The sequence below is a fragment of the Gracilibacillus xinjiangensis genome (assembly GCF_042651765.1).
In the GTDB taxonomy this organism is placed as follows: domain Bacteria; phylum Bacillota; class Bacilli; order Bacillales; family Amphibacillaceae; genus Gracilibacillus; species Gracilibacillus xinjiangensis.
Genome location: NZ_JBHSDT010000001.1, coordinates 185,801 through 208,783, shown reverse-complemented (window position 1 = coordinate 208,783; position 22,983 = coordinate 185,801). Strand labels below are relative to the sequence as shown.

Here is a 22,983-nt window from a genome sequence, read left to right as displayed (position 1 = left end):
ATGATAAAATTTGGACAGCATATGATAATAAGAAATGTCGATTAACATAGATTAAAAACAGAACATAATAAGAAGGACGTTGATATTATGGCAAAAACTGCGCCACCAGTAAAGAAGAATGATATGATTGAACTTACGTTTGAAGACATTACCCATGAAGGGGCAGGAGTAGGAAAAATAAATGGATATCCACTTTTTGTACCATACGGTCTTCCGGGCGAAAAAGCTAAAGTAAAAGTAATTAATGTGAAGAAAAACTTCGGTTTCGGAAAATTAATGGAAACGTTGCACGAAAGTGAAGAACGCGTTACCCCGCCATGTAATGTTTATTACAAATGCGGTGGCTGTCAGCTGCAGCATATGAGTTATAAAATGCAGTTAGAGATGAAACAGAATCAAGTAAAGAATGCTTTAAAAAAGATTGGCCACATTGAAGGGATTCCAGTCCATGAAACAATTGGTATGGATGATCCTTGGCGTTATCGGAATAAAGTGCAAATTCCAGTTCGTTCAAAGGATGGAGAATTAATTACAGGTTTTTATCGTAAGAGAAGCCATGACATTATCGATGATATGGAACGTTGCATTATTACAGGGGAAATTAATGATCGGTTGGTAGGGGCCGTTAGAGAAATAGCAAACCGTCTTGGAATATCTGCATATGATGAGTCCAGCCATCAAGGTATTTTACGTCATATCATGGTTCGTACTGGCCAGGTAACGAAAGAGACAATGATCGTTATTATAACAAGGAAAGAGAAAGTGCCGGAATTGAATAGGCTCGTTGATGAGATAACGAAGACCTACCCTGAAGTGAAGTCTATTGTACAAAATGTTAATCCCGAACGTACGAATGTTATCTTAGGGAAAAAATCGAAATTATTATGGGGTGACGAATACATTTATGATAAAATTGGCGATATCCGTTTTGCGATTTCGGCAAAATCATTTTATCAAGTAAATCCACTCCAAACCAAGCAATTGTATGATAAAGCATTGGAGTACGCTTCCTTAACAGGAGAAGAAACAGTGATTGATGCTTATTGCGGAATTGGGACAATTTCATTATTTTTAGCTCAAAAAGCGAAAAAAGTTTACGGTGTAGAGGTTGTACCTGAAGCAATATCGGATGCAAAGGCGAACGCTAAGTTAAATGGAATTGATAACGCAGAGTTCTTTGTTGGAGAAGCAGAAAAAGTCATGCCATGGTGGAAAGCACAAGGGCTAAGACCAGATGTGATTGTTGTAGACCCACCGAGAAAAGGTTGTGAGGAAAGCTTTTTACAAGCAATGATAGAAATGAAGCCCAAACGGATTGTCTATGTTTCATGTAATCCATCGACATTGTCTAGGGATTTGCGAATATTAGAAGATGGTGGTTATGAGACGAATGAAGTGCAGCCTGTTGATATGTTTCCTCAAACGACACACGTGGAAGCAGTTGCTCGAATTCAACTGAAAGAATCAAAATAAAATATGCGAAACAGGTGCAGAAGGATCTTGTTAGTAAAGTAGGATGTATAGCATAAAAAATTTTTCAACGGTGATAGAAAACTTGTCCTTCTATCCCTGAAAAGGGAGGTATATTAATGCTCAATAACGATATATTAATAAGATTAAGGTACGCACTGGATATTAAAGATAAAGAGATGGTAAAGGTTTTTGAACTTGGTGGTTTAGAAGTAACAAAAGATGAAGTACAGAAAATGCTCACAAAGCCGACAGACGTATCTGACTATGAGGCTGACAAAGATTTTAATCCAGCTGATAGCGAAGAAATCATTCATGTCAATAATAGACAGTTAGAATTATTTTTGAACGGACTTATTATTCTGAAAAGAGGAAAACAAGAACCAAAACCGGGACAACCCGAAAGACCGCCACTTTCTGATGAACCAGTGAATAATATTCTTATTAAGAAATTGAAAATAGCGTTAAAATTAACTAGTGAAGATATTGTAGCAATATTAGAAGAAGTCGGTGTCGCTATTACAAAGAGTGAATTAAGTGCACTGTTAAGGAAAAAAGATCATAAGAATTTCAAAGAGTGTGGAGATAAATATGCTCGGAACTTTTTGAAGGGACTGGCTGTCAGGTATAGGGGATAAAAGCGGAGAAAATATATGTTGTCAGCTGTATACATCTATCGCTCCATAAAAGATTGAACTATCGCATTCAACACACTGTGATGTATTATTATAGAAAATTGTTAAGAAGAAGCAGGTATCAACGGAGATCCACCTGCTTCTTCTATTATTTTTAGTTTATTTGTTAATGGTTTATCAGGTGTGGTGACCATTAACGTTAGATAAGTTTATGAACAGCTAATTTCCCTCTGTTTAAATATGAATAAGTCACCTTAATTACAATAAATATTCCTGAGAGTTTTAATAAGGTCACCTATGAAGAATATGGTATATGGCGGAATTTTATTATAGGAAAAGTTTACTATAAAAATTCATTACTATTAGTGTGATATTTTTAAATATAAATTAGTTGAAAGATGCTATAATATAAGAATGACCATATGATTGAAAGGTATGGACTTATATTATTAGAGTCTAATGAAAATTAGGGGATCAAATAATTCTGCACACCAATCAAACGGTAAAAAATGTACAATTCTATTAAAAGGGTTGCCCTTTCTTATCTAAAATCACAGGACCAAGTGTCCTAGAACTTAGAAGAATAAGAGGTTTTAGTTTCAGTGTCACCTAAAAGAAGTAACATACATAGGAGGAGGGCCAATGGAGAAGATTCTCGTTAAAACTGGTACAGAAGGACTGGATAAAGTTTTGTATGGAGGAATTCCTAGAGGGAATACTGTCCTGCTGGAGGGGTTACCTGGAACTGGTAAAACTATTTTAGGTATGCAGTTTCTCTATTATGGAGCGGTAAAATACGGAGAAGCCGGTATATATATAACATTTGAGGAGTTTCCGGATCAGATTCATGAAGATATGAAGCAATTCGGCTGGGATATTAGAAAGTTAGAATTGGAAAATAAAATACGTGTTGTGACGTTAACTCCAGAAATTTTAATGGACCAAATCCATAAACCTGAAGGGATATTTGACCAGATGGTTAAAGATATGGATTGCAAAAGAGTTGTTATTGATAGCATAAGCCTTTTCCAATATTATTATTCGAATGTAGAAACTCAGCGTAAAGTCATTTATTCATTAAGAAACACGTTACGAAAATTCTCTTTAACTTCTTTGCTGCTAAAAGAGTTTACTCAAATAGAAGAAGAAAATGTTTCTTTCATAAATTATCTAGTAGACGGTGTTATCAGTTTAGATTTAAAACCGCAATTTAATAATTATCGGAAACGGATACTTGAAGTAACAAAAATGAGAGGCAGTAAAATTCAAGAAGGAGAACATCTTTATCGAATATCTGATCACGGAATTCATCTCATACCTGCACTATCAATGGTAGAGGATGAATTTGCCACAACACCTGATTATGTTGTTCCGATTGGCATACCGAAAATTGACCAAATCATTGGTGGTGGTATACACATTGGATCTTCTTACACAATTGATACGAATAGTAAATCAAATTACAGGTATTTAATTGCTACGATACAAGCAGAGCGAATACTGGCAGGAGAAAAGTTACTTATATTCCTGTCGAGCTTAACGACTATTTCAGAGCTTGAAATAACGCTCGAACAATATGATATTAATCTAGAGGAAATTGTTATAGAAGGAAGAATCATGTTTATCGAACATTATAATCGCCAAGTGCCTGAAAAGTATAAAAAGGCAATAATAAACGTTGCAGATATGGATAATCGACGATACAGACAAGTCTTGGAGGAGGAAATTTTCTCTGTTATTGCACAGGATATTGAAGAAGGCGAAAAATGGTTTGCTTATTATGATTTAAATACAATCATCTCCCAACGAGGTACTGATTTTGTCAAAAAGTATTTTGGAGAAGAAGTAGCAAAAGTAAGTTCCATTGGAATGACCATGTTGGCGTTAACTAATTTTAAAGAACTCGGAGATGAAGTATCTAGTTTTATTGAAAGGTCTAGTAATGGTGTCATTCGGACATGGGTTGATGGTAATTATCAGTATTTGCAAGTGACAAAGACTGCAAATGGAAGAATATCTGAACCCCTGCTTGTTGAGAAAATTGATGAAAAGCCGTATATACGGCTTGTATAGGAGGAAACTTGATGGATAATCCTCAATATATGCTCCCTTTACGATTGGAATGTACGTTGTATTTTGAAAATAATCCTTATGCTTATGAGACAGTTAATGGGCTTTCGATGCGTTTAGGAAGAAATCCCTCTGATCTAGTTACAATATTACAGCAACTGGTTTCACTAAACATTTTAGAGATCATAGGTGAGGGAGACTTTGCAATCTACCATTATAAGCAACCAAACTTCATAAGTGAGGCTGATTTAACATGGGAAAAAGTTTAAATCATATTCAGTCAATACAGGATGCTTACTCAAAATTAATAAATCTTGTTATCGTTATAACTGATCAAGAAGGCGAAACGATTACAGAATATTCTGGCAGAGACAAGCTAGTTGATTATTTATTAGAACATGAAGATATTGTTAAGAGAAGAAAAGAGTTGATTGACGAATTTAAAAGTATTTCCACTCCCATCATTTACGATTTTGAACCTGGGATCAAAGGAATATTAGCTCCGATAGTAATACCAGGAGACAAAAAATACTTCGTATGGACTAGCTGTATCGTAGATAGAGATGCTAAAACGTTTATACATCAATATTATGAAAAGGCTCCTAATTACGAGGAAGTATTCCAACCGATAATTGAAGAACTTGTAGAGGTTACAAGTGAAGAAAAGCAGGACCTGCTGGAGAAAATTGAAGCAATGTGTAATTTTGTCAGCCAGCATTTTACGGCTTTGTTAACGAAGGATAATAAATCAAGGGCCTTACTGTTTAGGAACATTCTAAGTGACTTTAATTCTAAGGAATCAACATTGACTTCTATTTTGAATTATATTCAAACAAATATGAACGAAATTGATTTTATAGGAATAGCAGAGAAAAAGAAAACAGATTACTTCTCAATTACCAACTTTATTGGGGCTGCAGAATTTTCCTTATTAGATAAAGAATTTTATACTGGTGAAGGTTTACTCGGGAAAGTAGTCGCGACGGGTGAAGGGAAAATCTGGGAGGAGGTTTCAAGTGACCCAAGAGTCGCTTTTTTCGTCCTGAATCAGATCAATCCTAAGTCTGTATTTGCTTTTCCTATTTTCCGCGAGTCGGAAATAATAGGAATTTTATTCGGTGGTAGTAAGGTATTTGAAAAATTCACTGGAGATTTTCAATTAATTGGGGAAATGCTTTCAAATATTGTATCAATTAAGCTACGACAAAAGCAATTAGAGGAAAAGGTAAATCAATACTCTCTCCAATTAACAACTTTTGATGAGATACTGCAACTGATGACAAACATGAATGATGTAAAAAGGATTCTATTTGTCCTTATTGATATAAGTATTAACCTGATGAACACCCCTTTTTCCTGTGTTATTATCAAACCTGCAAGAGACTCTAAGCAAGCTACAGTTGTATCTAGAGGAATGAACGATTATCAGATTAATCGTTTAGGAAGAAATATAGCAGCGCGATATTTCTCTACAAAAGATGTAAGTATCTCAAATGAGTCAACTATCGTTGAAGATGAGGAAATTGGTGGAGAGATTCTTTTACTCCCAATTAAATTTCGTGAAGAAATTATGGGTTGTTTAGCTATAGGAGTAAAAGAAAAAAAACGACTGGAAGAGACAGAGCTATTCCTCTCACATCTAGCTATGGCAGCAGGTGTGTTAATTGCTAATCAATCTAGTAACAATGCAGCTGATATGATCATCAAGGCATTGGCTCTTAGTACTTCACAGTTTAACCAATCTATGGATCAAAGATTTAGAGAAGAAGAACTATTAATTAAAGGATTTTATAAAGATGAGTCAGATCAAGAGATAAAGAATATTATTGCAGCTTCCTCTTTAAAAGAAATAGATGATCAAATTTTGAACGAAGTTCTTCCCGATCACCCTGTTACATTTTTAGTCAAGGAATTTAAACAAATTAAAAAGTGGTTTAATAAAGGGGAAAAGGAAGCATCTGAATATAGTAAACATAGCCAATTTTTGTTCTTAATTTGGCTCTTTATCCACTCTAAAAAAGACTTAAGAAAGATAGAATCGTTAACAATGATTGACGCTAGCTTAATAAAAGATTTTATTAACTTTATTACGATAGAAGAAGTAGTGGAAGTGACTATTGATCTTTCATCAAAGACAAATAACATGACAGAAAATCGTGTAGAAGCCATTCAGCACCATAATCAAATATCAAAAAGAGAGAAAGAAGTACTTGAATTAGTAATCCAGGGGTTTAGTAATAAAGAAATTGCTTCAAAGTTATTTATAAGCGATCATACGGTGAAAAATCATCTAACACATATTTTTCAAAAGTTAAATGTTACAGATCGTGCGCAGGCAATCGCAAAAGTTTATCAGCTTTCTACCCCACCAAATAACTAAATAGATAATAGAAAAAAACCTATTCTTTTAATGAGAATAGGTTTTTTTAAATGCATAAAATTTCCTTAGAATTTGCTATTAGTAAGTCGTGTTATCAAATTCCCTCCTAAGCTTGGGAATAGGAAAATATTCCTGACTTTTAAGAATGCTATCTTTATAAGAAGAATAGGCGATTTATATTTTACATTTAGTAAAGCAAAATAATGGTATGAACAGAACATAGAAGGGATGATGAAGATGTCGATTTATAAAGATATGGAAATGATTGAAACAGCATCCGAGAATATTCAAGAAACTCCTTTGGCAAAAGAATTACAAACTGCAATTGAAATGGATCAATTATTAATTGTATATCAACCGATTTTAAATCAAAAGAAAGAAATTGTTGCTATTGAGTCATTGTTAAGATGGTATCATCCTCTGTACCAATTTATTTCACCGGAAATCATTATCAAAACTGCAGAAAAGATGAATCTAATAGATGTTTTAGGTGAATGGGTACTACGGAAATCTTGTAAACAGTTAGTTCAATGGCATCAATCAGGTTATCTTCCTCGTATCAACGTAAACGTATCTCCATTGCAATTTCTAGATGAGTCACTCGATAGTAAAATAGAAAATATTTTACATGAAACTGGACTTGATTCAAAATACCTAGAATTAGAAATCACAGAAAGTAAAAATATGTTAGAAATAGAAAATATAGTAGAGAAACTAAATCGATTAAAAAGAATAGGAGTGAGCATCGCTATCGATGATTTTGGAACAGGTTACTCCTCTTTAGAATACTTACAACAATTGCCAATCGATGGAATCAAAATAGATAAGTGCTTTTTAAAGGGCCTAGATCTCAGTGATGAAAAAACGTTTGCCATTGCTAAAACTATTATTTACTTAGCAGACCTACTAAACTTAGAGATCATTGCGGAAGGTGTGGAGACAGATATACAGTATCAATTTCTGGTTGAACAAACTTGTCAAAAGTTTCAGGGTTTTTATTTTTATCAACCGATGAATAAAGATGATACTTTGGATGCTTTTAAGAGAAATCAATTTTTATATGAGGAAGGTTGAGTTAATGTTGAATATTGACCAAGAGTACGAATGGGGAGATCCCTTAATAATTTATTTCCTGATAGGCTTCCATTATAAAGCACTATACCACCTTCCTATTAAAGATGTAGCGAGTGGAACAAGATTGGATAACACAGGAATAGATAAGAATTTAATTCAGTTAACAATGAATGGAATACTAAAGGTGTATATAACACAGGGAGAAACAGGATATTATTACAATCAACCAACTATAACGTATTTAAATTTTTATAAATAGTATTAGGAAACACTTCCTATTTATATGAGTAATAAAAGAAATAGGAAGGATAGGGAGTAGTAAAATTACAAAACAATTCCTAATATAAATGTAGTACTAATAGAGTTCAATCATAAGTTAGAGGTACCACAAAAGAGGTAATCACCGATTAAAGGTTTTTACATACAAGTTGAATTTGGTCATTTACTATAAAAAAGAATCTAATTACTGGAGGATTTCGAAGTGACAATCAAAGAAATAGAAAAGGCGAGTGTAGCAAAATATATTCGGGCAATATTAGAAGCAATTGGCGAAGACCCCAATCGTGAAGGACTTCAGGACACGCCAAATCGTGTAGCAAATATGTATATTGAGGTTTTTGCTGGAATTGGTGTTGACCCAAAAACTGCTCTAACGACAACTTTCGATGCTGAGAATTATGAGGGTATGATCGTAGTAAAGGATATAGATTATTATACATTCTGTGAGCATCATCTTATCCCATTCTTTGGAAAGGTAGATATTGGATATATACCAAATGATAAAATCGTAGGTTTAAGCAAATTTGCAAGATTAACGGAAATTGTATCGAAAAGACCTCAAGTTCAGGAAAGAATGACGAAGCAAATTGCTGATGCAATTGAGGGAGTTCTTAATCCTAAAGGGGTAATTGTGTCTGTTGAAGGTCAACATTTATGCATGTGTGCAAGAGGTGTAAAAAAAACTAGTTCAGCAACTGTGACAACTTTAAAACTAGGGATATTTAAAGAAAACTCATCAATAGTTAGAGAATTTGAGAGAAGTATCTTAACAAAGTAGGAAGGGAGAGATTATATATGCTTTACTTGTCACGCAGGATTGACTTCTCCGCCATGCATAGTTATTACATAAATGAATGGACTATGGAACAGAATGAAGCAATTTTTGACATATGCAGCAATTTAAATGGTCATGGCCATAATTATAAATTAGAGGTCATGGTTAAAGGTAATTTAAATCTGCAATCGGGAATTGTTGTGAATACCACAGATATTAAACAGATTGTCGGTAAGATAATAGAAGAAGAAATAGATGGGAAATATCTCAATAAAGAACATCCATATTTCCAAAACTATATCCCAACAACGGAAAATATCGTGTCTTATTTATGGGAAGCAATTAAGCCAAATCTAAAAAACTGTGAATTATACAGATTGAAATTATATGAAAACCCTTATTTATGTTCAGAGAAAGGTGATGGTAAGATGATTTCTCTTACTAGAAAATACCACTTTAGTGCTGCTCACCGTTTACATAGTGAGAAGCTATCCGAAGAAGAAAATAAAGAACTATTTGGTAAGTGTAATAACCCTTATGGTCATGGCCACAATTACTATTTGGAAGTAACTGTGAAAGGAGAGCCGGATCCTGTAACCGGGATGATTGTACATCTATCTCATTTAGACGAAGTGGTAGAATCCATTATTCTTAATAAATTTGATCATAAGCATATGAATTTGGATATGGATGACTTTACTGGTCTCAATCCTACCTCAGAAATAGTTACAAAAGTTATTTATGATAATCTTTTCGCGCATATACCAAACTTACATAAGATCGGTTTATGGGAGACAGAGAAAAATTATTTTGAATATTTAGGGTCGGGGGAATAGGGAGATGAATCATTCACCATTACATGAAAAAGTAGTAGTGATAATAGGTGCAAGTAGAGGAATCGGTAAAGCAACAGCTGATTTATTAAGCGATTATGGTACAAAACTTATATTGGGTTCACGGAATATGATTACGAGTGAGAAAAAATCGCCAAACATTTTATTACTTACAGTAGATGTAAGTAATGAAGATTCAGTAATTGATTTTGTAAATAAAAGTATCACACATTTCGGGAAAATTGATGTATTGATTAATGCAGCAGGTTTGGGCACTTTTTCTCCTGTTTTAGAATCTAAAACAAGCGACTTTGATCAAATGATGAACGTAAATTTAAGGGGAACGTACTTAACCTGCAAGTTTTTTGGGAGACAGATGAAAAAACAGGGCAATGGGCAAATTCTAAATCTAATATCAATTGCAGGTACAACCGCATTAGCTGGGAGTGGAGGGTATGCGGCTTCTAAATTTGGACTGTTAGGACTGACAAGGGTATTACAAACGGAATTGAGGGGGGAAGGGGTTCGAATTACTTCCATTTTACCCGGAGCTATAGATAGTTCATTCTGGGATGGAATGGATCATCAGTTTGATCGTACGAAAATGATTCCAGTCCAATCAATAGCAAAACAAATAATATTCCTAATTAATCAGCCCGGAGACTCGGTTGTAGATGAAATTGCGATTATGCCTCTTGACGGTATTTTGTAGGGAAAGGTGGGGGAAGAGAGTTGAATAGATTGTTAACAAAAATACTTTCGATATCACCAGAAAAACAAAAAAAAGTGCCAACTCAAACTCTTCCACCGTTGGCACAAATAGCTTCATTTAAGGAGGTACATAATCGGTCTTTAATCGCATGGGTAGTTTACCGTATGGCTGATTTAGCTGAAATGGATTATAAAAATAAGGAAAGTCTATTTTTTCATTCATTTTCCAATTCAACTATCGATAAAATTCCAGATGAAAAAGCTAGACAATTGTTTCAACTAGCAAGATTAGGGGTTAACTGGCTCCAAAATAACGAAGTAATAGAAGAAAGACTGAAAGATCTTCCTATATCCAGAAAATACCGTGAAACATTTACTAGAGTTCTTAGTGAATTACACAACGAATCAATTTTTGAACAAGTTTCTGTTGATACTAAGAAGATGGAATGGGAAGTATATAGAGATGTCATTTATGCTGCAACAAATGGCAGTTTTTTATTAATTGACCAGGGTGAGGTCAAACAATATAAGCAAGGGGAAATCCTTACAGAAGTTCTTATCCAAGAAAGAGGGGATGTTCCAAAAGCAAGAAATGCCGCAAAGGAGGCATTCACTAAGATAGGATTAAAGTCTTCAAAAATCTTGAGTTATAACTTAATTATTTCGGAGGCAGTAACAAATATTTTAAAACATGCTGAAAATGGAAAAATGTGTATCCTTAGTGAAGAAGATATCATTAGAGTTGTAATTAAAGATAAGGGTCCCGGTTTCCCTATGAAAATACTGCCTAAAGCAACATTAATGGCAGGGTTTTCCATGAAGGAATCATTAGGACACGGGTTTACTTTAATGATGAAAATAGCAAAACAAGTGATATTAGAAACTTCATCAAGTGGATCGACACTTATCCTGATTCTAGATGGGAAGGAGTAGTTATTAATTGATTAGTATAGACCCAAATAGGACAATTCAAAAAACATTGACAACAGTCCGTTTATTTGATGGGTTTTGGGACAGATGGATAGCGCATGGTATGGAAAAAGAAGTTATTTCTCAGGTAAAAGTGAGTGTTCGGGATATTTCTGATTGGACGAATTATTTTAATTATCATGCTCAAGCCCATACAGAAAGAGCCATGTTACACAAAGCTAGTAGAGACCCTAAGAAAGCAGAGAAGCATTTTCAATTAGCTGGTTTGTATTATAACTTGATGCAATGGATTTATCCTGATGCTAACGAAGAAAAAGTATGGTGGTATAAAAAATCGATCGATTCCTTTAAAGCAGCTGACCAATTTTCAAACTTTAATTATTTTAAAGAACAACTGACCATTAATGGTGGTGAAGTTGTTGGGAGAGTTCGACCATTGGAAAATCCTAAAGGAATTATTATTATAGTCAATCCAATCGATTCGTCAAAAGAAGAGTTATTTACTTATGAAAAGCATTTCCTGGAACTAGGTTATCTGACGATAAGTTTTGACGGACCAGGACAAGGAGAAACATATATTTTTAATCGAATAAAAGCTACTAGAGATCGGTGGGAACAATTTCTAAATGTTCTGATAGATTATGCAAGTGAAAAATTCCCTAATCTACCAATCTTTTTGTTTGGTACAAGTTCAGGTGCCAGATGGTCAATTGCTGCCAGCAGACACCCTATGATTAAAAAAGCAATTGCCGTTAGCCCCGCTATAAGTGAGGATATTTCCTTACCTGAATATTTCGTAGAAAGAACGCAATTTATTTCCGATCAGTCATCGCATATGTTACCCGATATTCATGAATTAACAAAGTGCAAACCAATCTTCGTATTTCATGGAAACAAAGACGTAATGGTGAGGGACAAGGATATTTATCAACTCTATCACCGACTTCCGTCTGGTAAGAAATTAGTCGTGTACGAAGAGGAAACTCACTGTTGCAATGGGAAACTGAAAGAGATCCGGGCGATCTCTGCGAATTGGTTAATGAGTAATGAGGAGGGAAAAACATGACTTTTGAGCAATTTAGCAGGATAGTTTCTGAAATTAGTCATATTTCTATTGACCATATTCAAGAAGAAAGCTCCTTTCGTGACGATCTAGGTATTGATTCCTTACAAATGGTGAATTTATTAGTTGAGATTTCTGAAAGAATTGAATTAGATCTTAATAAAATCAACGATTCAGACACTTTTTCAACACCTGGTAAATTATTTGAATTAATTAGCAAAGGAGATACTAAGTGACTACTTTAATTGATTACTCCATACAGAAAGAATACTTAAATGAGAAAGTAATTTGTACATTTCAACAGGATTTTACGCCAAAAGAAGTGGAACAAATGTGTAATAACTTCCTAAAGATACTGGGCGGGGGAACAAGTTTATCTGGGAAAAGAGTGGCTTTGTTAGTCCCAAATACCTTTAGCTATCTTTCCTTAATATTTGCGATAAACAAATTAGGAGGGACCGTCATACCGGTAAGTCCATTATATCGGGAGGGTGACTTATCTTCTATATTATCGTGTGCAGCCCCACATGTCATTTTCACTATTAATGAATATAATGGTGTTCCGTTTGCAGAAATTATCAAGGGTTGGTTGAAAGAATCCAAAAGTGATTGTATCTTATACGAAACAATAGATGGAACGGAATGGAAAAGCAGTCACTACAAAGGTGTATTACCTAAACTTGATAAGTTTAATCGCCACTTTATCCTGTTTACTTCAGGAAGTACTGGAACTCCTAAAGGTGTCGTTTTAAGCCAAGATGCATTATTGGAAAATATCAAAATTATTACACGGATGTTTCATGCAAAGAGAGGTGACTGTATCCTTAATATACCTCCACAGACGGTAGGGTTTGGTTTAGTAGTATTATTAGGTTCCTTCCGGTATGGGTATACAGTGGCTGTTCCGGATGCATTTGATTTTCGAAAGATTGCGGACATGATGGAACGTGTAGATGTCAAGAAAATGATAACAACGCCTTCTTTATTGAAAGCAATGTATGGCCTAACAAAGCATTTAAAACCGAAAGTATTCGAAAACATACATCAATGTTTCCTTGCTGGTGAAATGGTCTCAGAAGGAGAGGTTCAAGCATATCCACTGATGCAATACACCAAGTTTTATGGTATTTACGGCATAACGGAAGGTGGAGGAATTATGACTTGTAATCTTCGTAAGAAATTGGAATGGACAGTCGCTGAAGGTATTCAATATAAAGTAGTAAATGGTGAATTTATTATCAGGTCATCCACGCTATTTTCAGGGTATTATGACAGACCTAATTTAACGAAAGAAGTAAAAACAAATGATGGCTGGCTAATGACAGGTGACCTTGTTCAACTAACTAAGGAAAGGAAAGTAGTTATTTTAGGTCGTAAGAAAGACATGATTAAAAAGGGTGGTCAGCAAGTTATTCCAGGTGAAGTAGAAGAAGTATTATCTGAACATGATTCAGTTAAACAAACTGCAGTAATTGGCGCACCCCATTCCGTCTATGGAGAACAGATAGTAGCATATGTTGTTTTAGAAAAAGAATTAGATGCCCAAGCACTCTATCAATATTGCGCGGAAAGAATAGCTAGGTTTAAAGTGCCAGACCGGATTGAATTTCTAGATGAACTTCCAGTTATTTCAGGAAAAACTGACAAAAAGGCTCTTAGAAAGTTATTTAGTATAAAGAGCTAAAGGATGGGAAAAATGACGAAGCCAGCAAAAGATAAGAAAGTTATTACATTAAGAAAACAATTTACGATCCGTATATTTATCATTTTATTCATTGTTGCTCTCGTATCTTCAGTAAGTCAGCTAGTAATGATGCAAAAGATAATAGAGGATCAAGTTAACAGGGAAGCAGACTTTATCTCTACTTCTATCCAGCAAGGTGTGATTGGAACTGATTTAGCTGCCAGTGAAATTGAACATCAAATCGATTATAAAATGGAATCATATTCTAAATCTATTGCAGAAAAATTAAATAGCCGGCCATTTGAAGAGATTTCTGATAAGGAACTGATACAAATTCGTGATGAACTTGGTATAGCAGGAATTACCTTATTTCAAAGGACTGAAAATGACTTAATAGGTGTAAAGTCAACGGAACCTTCTGAGATCGGATTTAAGATTGGAGATTTTAATCCACAAGCATCAATCGCTTTAGACAAGTTTATGGATGGGGAAATCATAGAGGAATTAAAGCAATCGGTAAGTTTTGTAACAAATCATACAGCTATTTTATATATTACACAGTCTTCTTCTGAAGATGAAGTACCTAAGTTCTATAAATATGCTTATCATCATGTACCTGGAACTGATTATTTAATAGATCCTTATATTGAGGCAAGTGAAATAGATCAATATATCCAGAAAGTAGGCCCTGAAGCTTGGATAAGTGAAGTGAGAAATATGAACAAATATGTAGAAGAAATAGCGGTTTTAAATCCAAAAGTATTTGCTGACCCGTCCTTGGAAGGTAAAATTTACCCACCATTAAAGAAAGTTGTTAATGGCCAATATGAATTGCAAAGTGAAAGCGATAAAGAGCTCCTGGTTAATATGTTGGAAGATAGGCAACAACAAAGTTTATTAGAAGTACACCATAGTAATGATATCTATAAAACCTTTACACCAATGGACGACGGACGAGTAATTTATGTTGCACTAAATTACGATCAAATGAAGGCTCCTTTTCACCGGCAAACTATTATTTTAATTCTATCTGGTTTTATATCACTAGTAGCTTTAGTTTTATTAACAACAAGTTTTTTCAACCAGATTTATGCCAATATACAAAAAATTATTGCACAAATTTTACAACTTCAAAATGGGGACTTTACTGTACGAAGTTCCGTGAAAGATAAAGGTGAGTTAAGCAGATTATCATCGAGTGCTAACCAAATGGCAAGTACATTAAATAGAGTATTATCAGAGACCAGAAATCAAGCAAATAGAACCGAGCGCTTCGCTTACTTATTAGAATCAGAAGCGGATAACTCTGTAGAGAAAGTTTACACACTGTCTATAGAATCAACGAAAATGTCAAGAGAAATGATGACAGATGTGGAAGATTTCCTGGAGCAAGTGAAAGAAGTGCTAGAAAGCAGAAATGACGCTAAAGCGAAAGAAGTTAAAAATCGTATTGATATTATTCACCAATTATGCAAAGACAGTTCGACAAATACTACAGAAATGACAATTAATCTAGCAGACTTATTAAGATCATTACATTCTCAATCAGCATCATTGTCAGAAATATCGAAGAAATTGTTAAGAAATATGGAAGAGTTTAAATTAAGTGACGAAGAATTTTAGATAGGAGCTAATATAAATGGAGGTAACGATTAAATTATCCAGAGAGTTAAAGGGAGACAGTTGTATTTTGAGAGTGGGAGGGGTACTCGATTATTCCACAATAGAACCTTTTACAGAAGAGGTACGTTCTATCAAACAGGGGATAAAGAAAGTTTCGATAGATTTTAGGGGATTAGAATTCATTGATTCTACAGGAATCGGTGCAATTATTAATCTTGTCCATGAAGCAAATTCGAAACAATTTGAAGTGGAATTGGAGGGTATTTCTTCGGATACTAGAGAAGTGTTTGAAACCATTGGGGTGTTTCAAATTATGGAAACACTTCAAAGGGAGAGTGAATAAAATGTATAAACGCGAACTGACCCTATTAAACGAACAGGTAACGGGTGAATGGAATAAGACACTCGAACGGGAAATACAACTTGCGAGAAATATCCAAATGAAATTGTTAAACGGAGAGAAACCTGTGATAGAAAATAGTGAAGTTTCTGGCAGGTCAATTCCCGCAAGATTAATTGGGGGAGATTACTATGACTTTTACCTTCTTCAAAATGGGAAATTACGCATTGTAATCGGTGATGTCATGGGAAAGGGGATTCCTGCTGCAATGCTAATGATCCTCACTCGAGGTGCATTTAGAAGTGCAGCGGAAAGTACAAAGGGCCCTGGAGAAACATTAACTGCAATGAATAAGGCAATATATGACGATCTTCGTAAATTAAGTTCTTTTGTAACTGTACTTTGTGCAGACTGGGATCCTAAATCTTATGTATTAACTTACGCGAGTGCAGGCCATAATTTCCCATTGGTTGTCCGATCAGGAAAAGGGGTTATAGAAATACCTAAAACAAAAGGTGTTATGCTCGGTGGTTTACCTCAAACTACTTATTATGTAAATTCAATAAGTCTTAACGAGGGAGATTTAGTATTTTTCTATACGGATGGTATAACTGAGGCACAAAACCGGGAGGGTGAAATGTACCGAATTGATCGTTTACAAGAAGTTCTCCTTAAAAACTACCGGTTTGATGTTGAAGAAGTGGAAAAATCTATAATAGAATCATTGGATGTATTTACGGAGAATGTACCACAAAGAGATGATATTACCATGGTATTATTAAAAGTTGCTCAAGGTAAAACGAATATCACAAGTTACAATTCTCCTGTAATCTACCCATAAGGAGGTAAAGATTATGCAGAATATTATATCAAAGGGGAAAGACATTGAAGAAGCCATTCATCTGGGATTAGAGTTACTAGCGGTTACAAAAGAGGACGTGGACATTGAGATTTTACAACAAGGGAAAAATGGTTTTATTGGAATAGGGAAGAAAGAGGCAATTGTAAAGCTCACAAAACACCATATGCAAATGATTCAGCCAGAGAAATTCAACGAGCATAAAACAGATGATTACGATAGCTTAGAGGAATTAATTGAGAATTTTTCAAAGGGAAGTTTGCCCATCAGTTCAATGAATCCTTCCTCTGAAGAGAATGGTGAAAGGCATATAGAAAAAGAGAGAGAAGGCACAGCTAGAGTAATAGATAACAAAATTTATGTGAGAGATTCACCGAATCATTATTCGATGGTGACTATCGGCAAAGGGATTAAATTAATTAAGAATAGTTCAATTGTCAATGAACATTCAACCGTTGTTTCGGAGAAAGACCAATTAGAAATTCAAATAGAGGATGGAGATAGACAAGAAACAAAATGGGAAGTCACTATAGACAACAATGGCTTAAATGTCATTTTACAAGTAACTCCTGGTTTTGAGATGAAACGGAAAGTTAGAGACACAGGTCCAGATGACCATATTGAATTAATACTTGAGGAAACTAAAGTGGTAAACAATTCATTAACGTATGAGGACGTATTAAACAAATTAGAAGTTTTACGTGTGACTTATGGAATTAACCATAGTGAAATAACAAAAGCTGTATTTACAATGGAATCAAAAGCCTTCGAAATTGCAACAGGAAAAGCCCCCAAACCAGGAAACGATGGTTGGATAGAAATGAAAGTGGATACTAATCCTCGAAATGGATTGGTAGAAGATGATTTAGGAAATATTGATTTTAAGGAAACAAAAATGATTCCAACTGCTGATAAAGGAAGGGTTATTGCTCAAATCCATCCACCGATTCCTGGGATACCTGGAATTTCAGTAAAGAATGAACCAATACCTCCAAAACAGACAAATCCGATTAAAGTGAGGGCCGGAAGAGGTATTGTGGAAGTAGATGATAAAATTGTTGCTGCCGAATCCGGTAGACCTTCGGTTGAAAAAAGAGGGCTTTTAGTTAAAGTTGCAATTGAGCCAAAGCTAGTTCATAGAAATAATGTAAATTTAGCAACAGGCAATATTCGATTTAGTGGAGATGTGGAAGTTCTTGGTGAAGTTGAGGAAAATATGACAGTTGAAGCTGGTGGAGATATTTTCGTTCACAAATCTACAAGTACAGCTAAGTTAATTACTTCTAGTTCTATTTTAGTGAAAGGACACGTGATTGGATCTGAGTTATCAGCAGGAAAGAATAATATGTTAACAGTGGAGCTCGGGCACTTGTTAGGTAGGATGAATGTGGAAATCGAGAAAATGATAAGTGTGATTCAGCAGTTAACTCAGTCAAGCGCATTTAAATCTAATGACTTCTCTGTCAGTGGTCTACAGCCATTAATTAAAATTCTTCTAGAGAAAAAGTTTAAAAAATTTACTTCTCTTGCTAAAAACTATCAAGAAATTGTAGAGAAGGGAAAGAAATATCTGGATGATGAGAAATGGGTACAAATGGGTGTATCTATAAAACAAACTTTTCTAAGTTTATCTAAAGATGTGGTTACATTGAAAGCACTCATAACTTTATCTGAAGAAATGGGGAAATTATCCGAGTTTAGTAAAACTCCTGTCGAACCTAATGCTTATATCACCATATCAGATGCAACAAACAGTCAACTTTATTCAAATGGCGACATTACAATTATTGGTAAAGGTTGTATAAATACAAAGGTTCACGCTGGGGGTCATTTGAACGTGAAGGGAGTCGTGCGTGGAGGGGAACTCTATGGAAGGCTTGGTGCAATCATTGATGAAGTAGGTTCAAGTACTGGTACTAAAACCATTATTTCGGTTCCTCATGATCAAACAATCCATATAAGAAAAGCATTAGAAGATACTGTATTAAAAATAGGGAATGTGAGTCATGTATTGATTCAAGAAACATATGACATTCGGGCTCACTTAAATCGTAATAATCAAATCGAAATTAGATAATTGGCTGGAGGAATATATTAATGCTTAAATACAAGACGATTGATAAGGAATTTAGTTTAGAGGTTTTATTACAAGGAGACTTAGATATAGAAGGAACGGAGGTAATTACCGATTCATTACTCCCGCAACTTTTAAAATCACAGGTTGTTAACCTTAACTTTAGTGAAGTCCCTTTTGTCGATTCTTCAGGAATGGGACTGTTAATCAGCTTAATTGATACTCTGAAAGAAAATAATATCGAAGTAACGATATCGAATATTGGAAAAGATGTAAATGAAGTCTTTGACCTTTTACAAATTAAAGAAATTATAGGAAACAAAATATTTATATAAATCTAGTAGAATTCATGCTAAACAATTCAAATAATGGAAGTAAGATAAAGCCGATAACTTGTTGTAGCAATGTAATTTAAGGAGAATCATTTTTATGTTTGAAAAAATAAAGAATACAATGAACTTTAATCTTATTTTTAACAGTATTTCAGACATGGTGTTTCTAGTTTCTGTGGGACCAGATGGAGGTTTTCGATAAGTTACAGCTAATCAGAAAGCTATCCATTCACTCAATTTTCCAAGCAATTTTTCCGGGAAGACAATTGAAGAAATTATGCCGGATTATTCAGCTAAGATAGTTGATGAACACTATCGACAAGCAATTACATTAAAAAGCAGTGTTACATATGAAGAAAAAATAGAATTGCCGTTGGAATCAGATCATACAAAGAAGAGAGTGGGGTGGGTTGAGTCGAGGATTACCCCATTATTCAATGATCGAGGTGAATGTGAGCATATTGTAACAGTTACTAGAGAGATTACAGAACGAAAGAACCACGAAACTGAATTAAGATATTTAAAAGAGCAATATGAATTAATTTTTAAGTGTGCTGCAGACGCAGTTTTTACCTTTGATGAAAGAGGGAATTACTTAACTGTAAATCCTAGCTTTACAAAAATGTTTGGGTGGACGATGGATGAGATTTTGATAAACTCTGAAATTAGTATACTTGAACATAGAGGAGAATTTTCAGAAATTCTTACACAATTAAAAGAAGGGAAAATAATTGAAAATCATACTTCAAAAAGACGAACTAAAAATAATGAATTTATTCATGTATTATCATCTTACACTCCAATAATGAATGGGGGTAAGATGGTCGGTGGGATTGCAGTTTATAAAGATATCACTAAAATGGATGAATTAAGAACAAAACTTAAAAAGAGCGAAGAAAAATATAAAATTATTGTGGAAAATTCTAATGATCTTATTAAAGTTTCTGATAAAGATGGACAAATTCTATATGCTTCACCATCCCACGAAAAGATTTTGGGTTTTGAATCGAATTTCCTTATAGGTAAGTCATTCTTATCCTTTGTATACAGAGAAGACATGGAAAAAGTGAGGAACTTTGTATTGAAAATAATGGAGACCGGAATGTCGAGTGAAATAGATTACCGCCGACTAAACAAAAATGGTGAGGTGCTATGGGTTAATACAAAAGGAGGACCTGTCATAAATGTTGAGGGAACCGTCGAAAATATAGTGTTTGTTTCAAGAGATATTTCTATCCGTGTAGAAAGAGAACAAGAATTAGAAGCTATAGCTTTATATGATGAGTTAACAGGATTGGCCGGTCGAACTCTGTTTCAAGAATCATTGCAAAAAGCTATGGGCATTACTGATCGTCTAGGGAAAATGACTGCACTTTTGATTTTAGATGGCGATAATTTCAAGGCCATTAATGATAACTATGGCCATAGTGTTGGTGATGAGGTTATTAAAGAGTTTGGAAAAAGAATTCACCAAAATGTACGTGTAGCAGACACTGTTTCCAGAATGGGGGGAGATGAATTTCAAGTAGTGTTACCTGGCTTAGATAGTAAACAAGAGGCACAAAAAGTCTGTCAAAGAATCATTAATTCAATGAAACAACCAATAAGGATTGGTTCAAATACGCTAATGATTACAGTGAGCATAGGGGTATCTTATTATACTAAAAAAGGAATTAGTGAAAAGAAATTAATGAAACAAGCAGATGAAGCACTATACTTTTCAAAAAGGCAAATGAAAGGTAATTTTTCAGAATTCACAGAGAAAACAATTAATATTTAAAATATATCCTTGTTATAATATATATTAAACAGGAGAAAGTAATAAGATAGTAAAATGGAAGCCGATATTAAAGAGTTTGTTAATGGCATATTATGAATAGTTTCGTCAGGTAATCCATCTCCACCGCTTGGTAGAATACGTGCTCATAAGACAACATAATGAGAAAGATGGGGGAGTAAAATATAAACTGTGTAAGTGAGAGATATCATCACTTATTCATTTTACACAAAGCTTAAACGTGAGTTCATATTGTAGATTTAGTAAAATAAGCGTATAAGAAATATTTCAATACAAAGAGGTGACATAAATGAAAGCGGTTAAATCAAAATTGGAGAAAGATAAAATCCGAATAAATGCCGTTATCGAATTCTGCGATAATGTTTTAGAAAATGGAAAAGACCGTTATAGAGAAAATCCTGTGCCATTGTTTGCTGATGGAATAAATGTCGATACCTTTGAACATGTCAAATGGCACGTTGATAGAGGTGAAGTTGTTATTTCGAACATGGCAACACAGCAGAATTTATTCAGAACTTTATCATCCATCAGTCAATTAATTGATGAACCGAAATATAAAGAGGCTGCTAAGGATGCGATTAACTATCATTTCGACCATTTGGTTGATAAGAGCGGATTATTAGAATGGGGTGGCCATAAGTTTATTGATCTAAAAACTTTGGAGCCGGTTGGTCCAGTGGAGAAAGAATACGTTCATGAATTAAAGAATTGTTTACCATATTACGATTTAATGTATGAGGTAAATCCAAAGGCAACAGAAAAGTTTATACAAGCATTTTGGAATGCCCACATGTATGATTGGAATGATCTTGATGTGGGGAGACATGGCAAATATGGACTTGAATTAGGACCAGTATGGAAGAATGAATTAGTACATCGTCCGCCATTTCGTGAATCTCTGGGTCTTTCATTTATCAATACAGGGAATGACCTTATCTATGCAGCGGCAACTCTATATCGATTGAACGGAGATAAAGGGGCACTCCGCTGGGCTAAACATCTCGCCAAACAATTTGTTTTAGCTAGAGATGAAAATACAGGTCTTGGTGCCTATCAATTTACACAACCGAAGAAAATGGAAGAGACAGATGATGATAGTAAAACGTTAAGCAGGTATGGAGATAGAGCGAAGAGACAATTTGGTCCAGAATTCGGCGAGATAGCTTTATAAGCAAGGATGCTTCGTGAAGGTGGTGCTAATTCCATTTACGGGAAAAATGCGTTAATGCAGTTGCAAATTGCAGAAGATATTGGGGAGAATGCAAAAGACATTTTAGACTGGACGCATAAAGGACAAATTAGTTTCGCGAGATACACCTACATACCTGAAACAAATTCTTTCCGAACAATGTTTACAGATGGAACCGATCTTACTGGTTATGTATTGAAGAGAAACGGATATTATGGGGAAGCCGGCAGTGAGTTAAAAAGTTATTTTGCTCATTGTGGCTACTTATTGTCATACTCCAGAGCTTTTCACCATACTGGTGACATGGAACTTTGGGAAATGGCACGATATATCGCTAAAGGAAATGGATTAGGTGAGTTAGGATCTAAGCCAGGCAATGGCTTAGATATTAATCTCGATACAGAATGTTCAGATCCAATTGCCCTATTTGCTATTATCGATCTTTTTAAAGCTACTAAATGTGAAGAATATTTGAATTTAGGGAGAGTAATAGGTGATAACATTCTCCAACGAAGTTTTCATAAAGGTTATTTTTTAATGGATTCAACTAAAATTAATGCGAAATTTGATGCGCTGGAACCTTTTGCATTAGTTTTTTTACAGGCCGCGATTGAGGATAAACTTGAAGTAATGCCGGATTTTGTGAATGGAACAGGCTTTATTTCTGGTAATTATATGTTTCCGGATGGTACTGCTGAAACAGTTTTTGACTGGGAGATTTATCGTTTAAGAAGGGGTGAAGACATATCGGCTTTGATTAAAGGGAATGGTTTGCCTGACGGGAATTAAACGGAATCTAGAAGTAACATGATATATCGCTATGACTTACTTTCTTTTTATCTTTCCTGCACGGGATAATGATTA

The 22,983-nt window shown here is 34.6% G+C and carries 20 protein-coding genes and 1 pseudogene; all 21 read left to right on the top strand.

Features of this window, described 5'->3' with window-relative positions; all coding sequences use genetic code 11:
* The first annotated feature begins 87 nt into the window (after positions 1 to 87).
* The 21 genes and pseudogenes from rlmD to ACFOY7_RS00870 all read left to right on the top strand — a co-directional run bounded on the left by rlmD (position 88) and on the right by ACFOY7_RS00870 (position 22,908).
* Entirely contained in the window at positions 88 to 1,473 is a 1,386-nt protein-coding gene (gene rlmD, locus ACFOY7_RS00970) for a 23S rRNA (uracil(1939)-C(5))-methyltransferase RlmD (RefSeq protein WP_390248471.1), read from the top strand.
* Positions 1,474 to 1,583: 110 nt separating this feature from the next.
* On the top strand, positions 1,584 to 2,108 hold the full coding sequence (locus tag ACFOY7_RS00965; RefSeq protein ID WP_390248718.1) for a YehS family protein: 525 nt from the start codon (positions 1,584 to 1,586) through the stop codon (positions 2,106 to 2,108).
* A 639-nt stretch (positions 2,109 to 2,747) separates the two neighbouring features.
* The gene (locus ACFOY7_RS00960; protein WP_390248469.1) at positions 2,748 to 4,178 is read left to right on the top strand and encodes an RAD55 family ATPase; all 1,431 of its coding nucleotides are present in this window, start codon (positions 2,748 to 2,750) and stop codon (positions 4,176 to 4,178) included.
* Between the two features lie 11 nt (positions 4,179 to 4,189).
* Complete coding sequence (locus ACFOY7_RS00955) at positions 4,190 to 4,444, top strand: hypothetical protein (protein ID WP_390248467.1); 255 nt, start codon at positions 4,190 to 4,192, stop codon at positions 4,442 to 4,444.
* The gene (locus ACFOY7_RS00950; protein WP_390248465.1) at positions 4,429 to 6,555 is read left to right on the top strand and encodes a LuxR C-terminal-related transcriptional regulator; all 2,127 of its coding nucleotides are present in this window, start codon (positions 4,429 to 4,431) and stop codon (positions 6,553 to 6,555) included. Before ACFOY7_RS00955 ends, ACFOY7_RS00950 begins: the two co-directional genes overlap by 16 nt.
* A 261-nt stretch (positions 6,556 to 6,816) precedes the next feature.
* Positions 6,817 to 7,629 (top strand): putative bifunctional diguanylate cyclase/phosphodiesterase, encoded by an 813-nt coding sequence (locus ACFOY7_RS00945; protein WP_390248463.1) that lies wholly within the window; start codon positions 6,817 to 6,819, stop codon positions 7,627 to 7,629.
* Positions 7,630 to 7,633: 4 nt separating this feature from the next.
* On the top strand, positions 7,634 to 7,888 hold the full coding sequence (locus ACFOY7_RS00940; protein ID WP_390248461.1) for a hypothetical protein: 255 nt from the start codon (positions 7,634 to 7,636) through the stop codon (positions 7,886 to 7,888).
* A 222-nt stretch (positions 7,889 to 8,110) separates the two neighbouring features.
* Positions 8,111 to 8,686 carry a GTP cyclohydrolase I FolE gene (folE, locus tag ACFOY7_RS00935; protein WP_390248459.1) on the top strand — a complete coding sequence of 192 codons (576 nt, stop codon included), beginning with the start codon at positions 8,111 to 8,113 and terminating at the stop codon, positions 8,684 to 8,686.
* Between the two features lie 17 nt (positions 8,687 to 8,703).
* Positions 8,704 to 9,519, top strand: coding sequence for a 6-carboxytetrahydropterin synthase (locus tag ACFOY7_RS00930; RefSeq protein ID WP_390248457.1), 816 nt, complete (start codon positions 8,704 to 8,706; stop codon positions 9,517 to 9,519).
* Positions 9,520 to 9,523: 4 nt separating this feature from the next.
* Entirely contained in the window at positions 9,524 to 10,228 is a 705-nt protein-coding gene (locus tag ACFOY7_RS00925) for an SDR family oxidoreductase (RefSeq protein WP_390248455.1), read from the top strand.
* 20 nt (positions 10,229 to 10,248) lie between these two features.
* Entirely contained in the window at positions 10,249 to 11,160 is a 912-nt protein-coding gene (locus ACFOY7_RS00920) for an ATP-binding protein (RefSeq protein ID WP_390248453.1), read from the top strand.
* A gap of 7 nt (positions 11,161 to 11,167) precedes the next feature.
* Positions 11,168 to 12,223, top strand: a complete 1,056-nt coding sequence (locus tag ACFOY7_RS00915; protein WP_390248451.1) for an alpha/beta hydrolase — start codon at positions 11,168 to 11,170, stop codon at positions 12,221 to 12,223.
* A complete protein-coding gene (locus ACFOY7_RS00910) occupies positions 12,220 to 12,456 on the top strand; it encodes an acyl carrier protein (protein ID WP_390248449.1) in 237 nt (78 codons plus the stop codon). Before ACFOY7_RS00915 ends, ACFOY7_RS00910 begins: the two co-directional genes overlap by 4 nt.
* On the top strand, positions 12,453 to 13,904 hold the full coding sequence (locus ACFOY7_RS00905; protein ID WP_390248447.1) for a class I adenylate-forming enzyme family protein: 1,452 nt from the start codon (positions 12,453 to 12,455) through the stop codon (positions 13,902 to 13,904). Before ACFOY7_RS00910 ends, ACFOY7_RS00905 begins: the two co-directional genes overlap by 4 nt.
* A gap of 12 nt (positions 13,905 to 13,916) precedes the next feature.
* On the top strand, positions 13,917 to 15,527 hold the full coding sequence (locus ACFOY7_RS00900; RefSeq protein ID WP_390248445.1) for a methyl-accepting chemotaxis protein: 1,611 nt from the start codon (positions 13,917 to 13,919) through the stop codon (positions 15,525 to 15,527).
* A gap of 16 nt (positions 15,528 to 15,543) precedes the next feature.
* The gene (locus tag ACFOY7_RS00895; RefSeq protein WP_390248443.1) at positions 15,544 to 15,870 is read left to right on the top strand and encodes an STAS domain-containing protein; all 327 of its coding nucleotides are present in this window, start codon (positions 15,544 to 15,546) and stop codon (positions 15,868 to 15,870) included.
* Position 15,871: 1 nt separating this feature from the next.
* A complete protein-coding gene (locus ACFOY7_RS00890) occupies positions 15,872 to 16,708 on the top strand; it encodes a PP2C family protein-serine/threonine phosphatase (protein WP_390248441.1) in 837 nt (278 codons plus the stop codon).
* Positions 16,709 to 16,721: 13 nt separating this feature from the next.
* On the top strand, positions 16,722 to 18,803 hold the full coding sequence (locus tag ACFOY7_RS00885) for a flagellar assembly protein A (RefSeq protein ID WP_390248439.1): 2,082 nt from the start codon (positions 16,722 to 16,724) through the stop codon (positions 18,801 to 18,803).
* A gap of 20 nt (positions 18,804 to 18,823) precedes the next feature.
* Positions 18,824 to 19,135: an STAS domain-containing protein gene (locus ACFOY7_RS00880; RefSeq protein WP_390248437.1), complete on the top strand. Its 312-nt coding sequence runs from the start codon at positions 18,824 to 18,826 to the stop codon at positions 19,133 to 19,135.
* 220 nt (positions 19,136 to 19,355) lie between these two features.
* Positions 19,356 to 20,912 carry a diguanylate cyclase domain-containing protein gene (locus ACFOY7_RS00875; protein ID WP_390248716.1) on the top strand — a complete coding sequence of 519 codons (1,557 nt, stop codon included), beginning with the start codon at positions 19,356 to 19,358 and terminating at the stop codon, positions 20,910 to 20,912.
* A 307-nt stretch (positions 20,913 to 21,219) separates the two neighbouring features.
* A pseudogene (locus ACFOY7_RS00870) lies at positions 21,220 to 22,908 on the top strand (hypothetical protein).
* Positions 22,909 to 22,983 lie beyond the last annotated feature (75 nt).

Bases quoted from the DNA above. Each gene is read 5' to 3' on its own strand.
- rlmD (WP_390248471.1), top strand. From the start codon at position 88: ATGGCAAAAACTGCGCCACCAGTAAAGAAGAATGATATGATTGAACTT.
- ACFOY7_RS00960 (WP_390248469.1), top strand. From the start codon at position 2,748: ATGGAGAAGATTCTCGTTAAAACTGGTACAGAAGGACTGGATAAAGTT.
- ACFOY7_RS00955 (WP_390248467.1), top strand. From the start codon at position 4,190: ATGGATAATCCTCAATATATGCTCCCTTTACGATTGGAATGTACGTTG.
- ACFOY7_RS00950 (WP_390248465.1), top strand. From the start codon at position 4,429: ATGGGAAAAAGTTTAAATCATATTCAGTCAATACAGGATGCTTACTCA.
- ACFOY7_RS00945 (WP_390248463.1), top strand. From the start codon at position 6,817: ATGATTGAAACAGCATCCGAGAATATTCAAGAAACTCCTTTGGCAAAA.
- ACFOY7_RS00940 (WP_390248461.1), top strand. From the start codon at position 7,634: ATGTTGAATATTGACCAAGAGTACGAATGGGGAGATCCCTTAATAATT.
- ACFOY7_RS00930 (WP_390248457.1), top strand. From the start codon at position 8,704: ATGCTTTACTTGTCACGCAGGATTGACTTCTCCGCCATGCATAGTTAT.
- ACFOY7_RS00925 (WP_390248455.1), top strand. From the start codon at position 9,524: ATGAATCATTCACCATTACATGAAAAAGTAGTAGTGATAATAGGTGCA.
- ACFOY7_RS00910 (WP_390248449.1), top strand. From the start codon at position 12,220: ATGACTTTTGAGCAATTTAGCAGGATAGTTTCTGAAATTAGTCATATT.
- ACFOY7_RS00900 (WP_390248445.1), top strand. From the start codon at position 13,917: ATGACGAAGCCAGCAAAAGATAAGAAAGTTATTACATTAAGAAAACAA.
- ACFOY7_RS00895 (WP_390248443.1), top strand. From the start codon at position 15,544: ATGGAGGTAACGATTAAATTATCCAGAGAGTTAAAGGGAGACAGTTGT.
- ACFOY7_RS00890 (WP_390248441.1), top strand. From the start codon at position 15,872: ATGTATAAACGCGAACTGACCCTATTAAACGAACAGGTAACGGGTGAA.
- ACFOY7_RS00885 (WP_390248439.1), top strand. From the start codon at position 16,722: ATGCAGAATATTATATCAAAGGGGAAAGACATTGAAGAAGCCATTCAT.
- ACFOY7_RS00880 (WP_390248437.1), top strand. From the start codon at position 18,824: ATGCTTAAATACAAGACGATTGATAAGGAATTTAGTTTAGAGGTTTTA.